Here is a 7,433-nt window from a genome sequence, read left to right as displayed (position 1 = left end):
CCCGTTCCCATTCCGCACACGGAAGTTAAGCCTCTCAGCGCCGATGGTACTGCCAGGGAAGCTTGGTGGGAGAGTAGGTCGCCGCCGATTCACTTTTTGTTGTAAAACCCTTCCCCTTAAAAGGAAGGGTTTTTTTTTGCCCGAATTGTGAGTATGGTTTTTGCTCGGTTCAATGTGCTGGTCTTTTGCGGGGAGGAAGTTCTATGCAGTATTCTTCTGTTGTGGGTCTTGTGTTGGCGGCCGGGAAGGGCACCCGGATGAAATCGGAAATTCCGAAGGTGCTGCATGAGGTGTTTTTTTCCCCGATGATTCACCACGTATTGGCTACCGTTCACCCCCTCGCACTTGGTAGAAATTTCGTTGTCACCGGTCATCAGCACCAACTGGTTGAAGAATCACTGCGCGGATACCCCGTATCATTTGTTCATCAGTCACAGCAGCTTGGAACCGGCCATGCTGTCCTGGCATGCGAAGGCGAGTTACGCTCGCATACCGGTCCGGTTCTTATTCTCTGTGGCGATACTCCCCTGATCACAACGGAGACGCTTCAGCAATTCCTGCACGTTCATCTCGAGAGTGCTTCTCTTGTTACGGTAATGACGACCACCGTTGCAGAGCCGCATAACTATGGAAGGATTGTCTCCGATGAGCACGGAAACATTGCGAGCATTGTGGAAGAAAAAGATGCGACCGCGGCTCAAAAGGAGATCAGGGAAATTAATGCCGGTATTTACTGTGTTGACGCGCAATTTCTGTTTGAGGCGCTCCACAGAGTTGGAACAGACAACATGCAGGGCGAGGTGTATCTTACTGATATTGTAGCAATTGCCGTAGGCGACGGGATCCATGTGCATAAATTTTGTTGCCCGGACAGTGAGGAGATTTTGGGGGTGAACTCACGGCGTGAACTGGTTCAGGCCCATTCTGTCTTGCAGCGGCGGTATCTTTCGCTGCTCATGGATTCCGGAGTAACTATCATCCAACCGGAATCCGTGACCATAGAGAAAACCGTAACCATTGGAAATGATTCCATCATATATCCCAATACCTCCCTCACCGGGGCCTGTAAGATCGGCTCGGGAGTGCGCGTTGATTCCTTTGTGAAAATACACGCCTGCACGGTTGGGGACTCTGTCCACATTGGCTCTTTCACCCATTTGCAGCAGACCCATATCCCTTCCTTAAGTACTGTCGCGCCTCATACCATCGACATCCGAATGGGATAAGGCGTAGAGATGCTTGTGTCATCTGGGTCGAGTCTTTCTTTTCCGGATAAATGGCTTGACTTTCTTTTTTCCGAAAGAGTAAATTTCGATTTCCTTCAGCAGTTGTCAGAGGAAGATGCTTTCGTCGTTTTGCTCGCGGTCTTGAAACTGGAGCGTGGGCTTTTCTGAGTGTAAATATTATTCATCCCAGATGATCCCGGGAGAAGAGGAGTTCTGTATGGAATATGAGGAAGATTTGAAAAAACTTGAGAGTAATGTCGAGAAAATGTTGAGCAGCCTCGATTCAGCTCAGGGAGACAAGGTGAAACTCCAGGCCGATATTGCCCGGTTGGAGCTCGATAAAAAGGAGCTTGAGGAACAGATCAAGCGTTTGAAGGAAGAAAAAAAGAGTATTCATCAACGGGTTTCTGGCCTGCTTGGGTCCATTGAAAAGTGGGAAAAATCAGCAACCCTTGAACCCGGGTCGCTCTCTTCGGCAAACGTTATTGGCAAGGAACCTGCTGAGCCTGTACAAGGGGTTCTGATAGGCAACTGATTGTGAAAATATATTGCTTTCAGGGAGTTATTCTGTTAACCCTTTCAATGGTGGTGCATTGTGGAACGATTGGTCACCTTTAAAGTGCTTGGCCAGGAGTATCCGCTCTATACAGATGCCCCGGAAAAAGATGTGCAAGAAATTCTCTCTTTGGTGAAAACCCAACTTGAGAATGCCGGACAAGCCTCGCAGCATGTTTTGCCGGCAAATAAGCTGGGGATTTTAACCAGCTTGAATATCGCCAGTAAATATGTAAAAATGAAAAGGGAATACGAAGAATATAAGCTTCGGGTTGAGGAAAAAATCAGTCTTCTTAGCGAAAGAATAGAGAAGAATTTTTAGAGGGTGCAGAGGTTTCCCCTGCCTTGCTAGTGATCTGGGAGAGTGTCTCGAGCCAACATTGATTTTGAGGGCGACTTTGTTGTTTCTGGAAAGGAATCCATCTCGGTGGAATTCCTTCAAGGGAACTCAGGTACCGCCCACCTAACGTAGTTAGGTTCGATGTCACTTCTTGACACTTCAATGGCGGGGGATTTGCTTGTTGCCGATACTGCCTTTCCTAGAGAGGGATGGCATTTAGATAATAGTATGTGGCGAAGGTCTTCGGGTAGACAGAATAGCGATCAATGCTCTACCCATCAAGAGGATGCGAGAACGATAGTGGGTACCGGTTTTTTCCCAAAGTGGGAATGGGTACATGGATTTGTGCTTCAGGTCACTTGTTGGCATCATACGACAGAATATTCTCCGCTGATTAGGGAGATATCATATCGATATTTGTAAAAAAAATAGTCGTTTGAGGAGTTGTCTCAAGACAAGAGCGTTCCCCTGAAGCACCGTTCCTTTCCGTTGTTGTTTCCTCCTGATCCCCTTCCCGACATAAGTACGGGATGGCGGCTTTTGTGCAGACCTGACCGTACAGTGTGCAATATTTTTTCCATACTTTTTAGGCATGATCACGGCATATCCCCCAAAGGGAATTGTGCGTGTTTTTTAGATAAATTCGACATGAGGTTGTCTCCGTGACTGTACAGATACTATTAGCGATTGTACTTGGCGTATGCAGTGGAGTGGCCATCGGCTTTCTGGTGCGCAAGAAATTTCTTGAAGATCGCACGGAGAATCTAGAGGCGCAAGGGCGCAAACTTATCGAAAATGCTTTGGCCGAAGCAGAGCAAATTAAAAAAGAAGCTGTCCTGCAAAGCAAGGATGAAGCTTTTGCCCTGAAGCAGGACGCTGAACGGGAAATCAAGGCGCTGAAGAAGGATGTTCTTGAGGAAGAGAAAAAATTCATTCAGAAGCTTGAGCAGATTGAAAGGAAAATGGATTTTCTGGATAAGCGGGAAATGGATTTTCTGAAAAAAGAACAGACGTTTGCCCGGGAGGAAGAAGCTCTGTCCCGTCGTCAAAAAGAAATCGATCTGGTTATCGAAGAGCAGCGAGTTCAGCTTGAAAAAATTTCCGGGATATCCCGCGAAGAAGCGAAAAAACAGCTTACGGACAGCATCGAAAGTGAAGCCCGGATGGAAGCCGCCAAGATGGTGGTTAAGATTGAAAATGAAATGAAGATGCAGGCCGATAAAAAGGCAAAGGACATCATCGCCCTGGCCATTTCCCGGTATGCCGGTGATTATGTCGCTGAAAAAACCGTTTCCGTCGTGCCTCTGCCGAACGAAGAGATGAAGGGAAGGATCATCGGCCGTGAAGGCCGGAATATCCGGGCGATTGAAGCCGCCACCGGAATAGATATCATCATTGACGATACTCCCGAAGCGGTCATCCTCTCCGGATTTAATCCTGTCCGGAGAGAGGTTGCCCGCCAATCCCTGGAAAGGCTGATCACCGATGGCCGTATTCATCCCGCCAGAATCGAGGAGATTGTGGAGAAGGTGAGCGAGGAGCTTGAAGTGACCATGCGGGAGGCCGGGGAGCAGGCAACCTTTGATGTGGGCGCCCATGGCGTTAATCCGGAGTTGATCAAGCTGCTGGGTCGGCTCAAGTACCGAACCAGCTATGGGCAGAATGTTTTGCAGCATTCATTGGAAGTCGCCTTTCTCTGCGGCGTCATGGCGGCGGAGCTGGGCATCGATGTGAAACGGGCAAAGCGGGCCGGATTGCTGCACGATATCGGTAAGGCTGTGGATCATGAGATAGAAGGATCACACGCCAGCATTGGCGCTGATCTGGCTAAAAAATATGGTGAATCATCGGTGATCGTGCATGCCATTGCCGCCCACCATGAAGATGTTGCGCCCGATGGAGTGCTCGATGTTCTCGTGCAATCCGCTGATGCGCTGTCCGGGGCTCGTCCGGGGGCGCGGAAGGAAATGCTGGAGTCGTATGTCAAGCGGCTTGAGGATCTTGAAAAAATTGCCAATTCCTTTAAGGGGGTCGAGAAATCCTATGCCATTCAAGCCGGCCGTGAAGTTCGCATTATAGTCAACAGCGGGGTGGTCAGCGATGCCGAGGCAATGATAGTCAGCAAGGATATCGTCAAGAAGATCGAGCAGGAGTTGACCTATCCCGGGCAGATTCGCGTAACCGTGATCCGGGAAACCAGGGCTGTAGAATACGCCAAATAATAATTTTCTGAAATGCTGATGGAATCCGTGATTGCCTGGAACCCATCGGCATTTTTTTTGCGTGAGCATCAATGAGTGGCCACCCCATGAAAATATCAATTGAAAAACAGGTTGAGCTGATAGAGCGCGGGGCTGTCAACGTTATTTCCCGCGCCGATCTTGTAAAAAAACTGGAGAAGTCGGCAACGACCGGGGTGCCGTTAAAAATCAAGGCAGGTTTTGATCCGACCGCTCCAGATCTCCATTTGGGCCATACCGTCCTTATCCAGAAGTTGAAACATTTTCAGGACCTCGGACATGAGATCAATTTTCTGATTGGCGATTTTACCGGCATGATTGGCGATCCGACCGGCAAATCGGAAACCAGGAAACCTTTGACTGTCGAACAGGTGGAAAAAAACGCCGAGAGCTACAAAGATCAGATCTTTAAGATTCTCGACCCGGGAAAAACAAAGGTCGTTTTTAACAGCACCTGGTTGAATGCGCTCACCTCCAAGGATTTCATCATGCTCGCCTCGCAACTCACCGTGGCGCGCATGCTGGAGCGGGAGGATTTTAAGGTTCGTTTTGAAAACGAACGGCCCATCAGCATCCACGAATTTCTCTACCCGCTTATCCAAGGCTATGATTCCGTTGCCCTCCAGGCGGATGTGGAGATCGGCGGCACCGATCAGTTGTTCAATCTGCTCATGGGCCGCGATCTGCAGCGGGTTTGGGGCCAGGAACCGCAAGTGGTCATCACCATGCCTTTGCTCGAAGGACTCGATGGGGTCAACAAAATGAGCAAATCGTTGGGCAACTATATCGGCATTACCGAGTCTGCCGACAATATCTACGGCAAGACCCTCTCGGTTTCCGATGAATTGATGTTCCGTTATTTTGAGTTGCTGAGCGATCTTTGCGCCGATGACATAGCCAGGCTGAAAAGCGAAATGGCATCAGGCAAGGCGCATCCCAAGGTTGTTAAACAACAGCTTGCCCGGGAGTTGACCGCCCGTTTTCATGGGGTGGACATGGCCCGCCAGGCGGAGGAAAATTTCGAGCGGGTTTTCAGCCAGCACGAACTGCCGGAGGATATGCCGGAACTCACTCTGCCTGCTTCGCCGGACGGCGTTTGGCTGCCCAAGCTCCTTGTGGATGCGGCAATGGTCAAGGGTAGCGGGGAGGGGCGCCGTATGATCCAGCAGGGCGCGGTGACGATGAACGGCGAGAAGGTGAGCGATGTCGAGTTGGTGGTCAAGACCGAGGGCGAGATATTGCTGAAGGTTGGCAAACGCAGGTTTTGCCGGGTGATTTTTGTGTAAAACGCAATGAATCGTTTTTTCTGAAGAAACGGGATTTTACCAGTTGTTCTCTTGAAGAGATACAAAAAGACATCCTCTCTATTGTAGCACACGAGAGGATGTCTTTTTTTTAGGCTCTGTCATTGTGAAGCGCTATTTCTCCTGGACCAGGAGAAAAAATTCTATCAGCCACACTTGCTTTCGTCTCTCGGATCATAGGTTGTGGCTCCAAATCGCCAGAGGAAATCGTTTAACACCAACAGTTCTTGCATTGTTATTCCGTTCCATGCGCCTTGTTTGGCGCAGGCGGGATATTTTTGATAAAAAACCCGGTCCCAGGCGTTGGGAACCTTCGACTCGGCATGCAGGAATGGCGCGCCCTTGTCGTTGGTGCGGGTGTGACAGCTTTTGCATCGTTGCACGAAAAGTTGTCGTCCCTTTCCATACCACATGCTATCCCCCCCAAGAATGCGGCAACTGTCGGTCCCCTTGTCATAACGCTTGAGATCTTTTGCCTCGGCTGGCAATGAAAAAGCGGCAAAAAAAACTGAGACCATTAAGATGCTGAGAAAGTGCTGTCGGTGTCGCATGGTGTTTTCTCCTTCTCCCCCAAAAAAGTAGTTATTCTTTTCTTCCTTCTCTTGAGTATAATCAGAGGTGTCTGATCTTGAACAGTGTCGTTAGCGACAATGAAGAGGCGGAATCCGCCAGCGTCTTGTCGGCGATGGGGCGCTGTTGTACGATGCGGACGTGAGACGAGCTACGATGAACGACAATCGCAGACTGGGAGGGGAGGGGGTATGAAGAAGGTTACTATCTTGGCCTTGGATGGCGCCTCGGCGACAACGATTACCGGCCCCATGGATGTGTTTACCAATGCCGGAGTGTTATGGAATCGTATCTTTGGCCAGAGCGTTTTCCCATTCTTTGAGGTGGAGATTGCGACCATCTCTGGAAAACAGATTATCTGTAATAATAACCTGCCGTTACAGCCGCATGCCTCTATCCGGGATATCAGGCAGACAGATCTTATCATTATCCCGGCGGTGTTCCATATCGAAAATTCCTTGGTCAGACTCGGTGACACGGTGATTCCCTGGCTGATTGGCCACTATGAGCAGGGTGCCCACCTGGCCAGTATATGTACCGGCTCCTTTGTCCTTGCTCTGACTCGCCTGCTCAACGGCAAGGAGGCCACAACCCATTGGGCGTTGGCGGAAGAGTTTCGCCAGCTCTATCCTGAGGTGATTCTCAAGCCGGAAAAGCTCATAACCGATGCCGGTGATATTTTTTGTTCGGGGTCCTTCAGCAGTTGCATTGACCTTGCCATATATCTGGTGGAGAAGTACTGCGGTCATCAAGTGGCGGTTGAATGCAGCAAAGCCCTGGCGCATGATATGGGGAGATGTTCCCAGTCGCCTTACACGCCCTTTCGTTTTCAGCGCAACCACAAGGATGATGCCGTCTTGCGTTGCCAGCATTTTCTTGAAGAGCAGTTTTCTGATGAGATCGACATTGAAATGTTGGCAGGGCGCAACGGCATGGGCCGGCGTACCATGGAGCGGCGCTTTAAGGCGGCCACCGGCGATACGCCGCTGTGTTACCTGCAGCGGGTGCGGGTGGAGGAGGCCAAAAAGATTTTGGAGTCGGGCAGAGAAACCTTTGAAGAGATCAGTTACAAGGTGGGCTACGAGGACAGCAGCTTTTTCAGGCGTGTTTTTAGAAAGCATACCGGCCTGAATCCCACCGAGTATCGCGGCAAGTTTCAGCGGGTGGTGGATATGCTCGATACGTGAGCGGCGCGCTT

7 protein-coding genes, 1 rRNA gene and 1 other RNA gene are annotated in these 7,433 nt (G+C 50.0%); 8 read left to right on the top strand and 1 reads right to left on the bottom strand.

The features are described 5' to 3' along the window. From rrf to tyrS, 7 genes are all read left to right on the top strand, one after another. A 5S ribosomal RNA gene (gene rrf / locus MWR57_RS00590) occupies window positions 1-90 on the top strand; the annotation flags it as partial. A 113-nt stretch (window positions 91-203) separates the two neighbouring features. Further along, window positions 204-1,226 (top strand): bifunctional UDP-N-acetylglucosamine diphosphorylase/glucosamine-1-phosphate N-acetyltransferase GlmU, encoded by a 1,023-nt coding sequence (locus tag MWR57_RS00585; protein ID WP_423122835.1) that lies wholly within the window; start codon window positions 204-206, stop codon window positions 1,224-1,226. 217 nt (window positions 1,227-1,443) lie between these two features. Beyond that, on the top strand, window positions 1,444-1,761 hold the full coding sequence (locus MWR57_RS00580; protein ID WP_423122834.1) for a hypothetical protein: 318 nt from the start codon (window positions 1,444-1,446) through the stop codon (window positions 1,759-1,761). A gap of 60 nt (window positions 1,762-1,821) precedes the next feature. Then, complete coding sequence (locus MWR57_RS00575) at window positions 1,822-2,103, top strand: cell division protein ZapA (protein WP_423122833.1); 282 nt, start codon at window positions 1,822-1,824, stop codon at window positions 2,101-2,103. 12 nt (window positions 2,104-2,115) lie between these two features. Beyond that, window positions 2,116-2,297: non-coding RNA, 6S RNA (gene ssrS, locus MWR57_RS00570), on the top strand. Between the two features lie 486 nt (window positions 2,298-2,783). Continuing rightward, window positions 2,784-4,343: a ribonuclease Y gene (gene rny, locus MWR57_RS00565; RefSeq protein WP_423122832.1), complete on the top strand. Its 1,560-nt coding sequence runs from the start codon at window positions 2,784-2,786 to the stop codon at window positions 4,341-4,343. Window positions 4,344-4,435: 92 nt separating this feature from the next. Next, the gene (gene tyrS, locus MWR57_RS00560; RefSeq protein WP_479723927.1) at window positions 4,436-5,647 is read left to right on the top strand and encodes a tyrosine--tRNA ligase; all 1,212 of its coding nucleotides are present in this window, start codon (window positions 4,436-4,438) and stop codon (window positions 5,645-5,647) included. Window positions 5,648-5,811: 164 nt separating this feature from the next. Here tyrS and MWR57_RS00555 read toward each other — a convergent pair whose 3' ends face one another. Continuing rightward, on the bottom strand, window positions 5,812-6,216 hold the full coding sequence (locus tag MWR57_RS00555; protein ID WP_423122830.1) for a hypothetical protein: 405 nt from the start codon (window positions 6,214-6,216) through the stop codon (window positions 5,812-5,814). 210 nt (window positions 6,217-6,426) lie between these two features. Here MWR57_RS00555 and MWR57_RS00550 point away from each other — a divergent pair, with 210 nt between their 5' ends. Beyond that, window positions 6,427-7,422 carry a GlxA family transcriptional regulator gene (locus MWR57_RS00550; RefSeq protein ID WP_423122829.1) on the top strand — a complete coding sequence of 332 codons (996 nt, stop codon included), beginning with the start codon at window positions 6,427-6,429 and terminating at the stop codon, window positions 7,420-7,422. Window positions 7,423-7,433: the final 11 nt, after the last annotated feature.

It is taken from the genome of Hydrosulfovibrio ferrireducens (assembly GCF_046883345.1).
GTDB classification, from domain to species: Bacteria; Desulfobacterota; Desulfobulbia; order Desulfobulbales; family Desulfurivibrionaceae; genus Thiovibrio; species Thiovibrio ferrireducens.
This window is presented reverse-complemented; position numbering and strand designations above follow the sequence as displayed.

What these genes read in the sequence shown, in the direction of transcription:
- MWR57_RS00585 (WP_423122835.1), top strand. Translation starts at nt 204, where the DNA reads ATGCAGTATTCTTCTGTTGTGGGTCTTGTGTTGGCGGCCGGGAAGGGC.
- MWR57_RS00580 (WP_423122834.1), top strand. Translation starts at nt 1,444, where the DNA reads ATGGAATATGAGGAAGATTTGAAAAAACTTGAGAGTAATGTCGAGAAA.
- MWR57_RS00555 (WP_423122830.1), bottom strand. Translation starts at nt 6,216, where the DNA reads ATGCGACACCGACAGCACTTTCTCAGCATCTTAATGGTCTCAGTTTTT.
- MWR57_RS00550 (WP_423122829.1), top strand. Translation starts at nt 6,427, where the DNA reads ATGAAGAAGGTTACTATCTTGGCCTTGGATGGCGCCTCGGCGACAACG.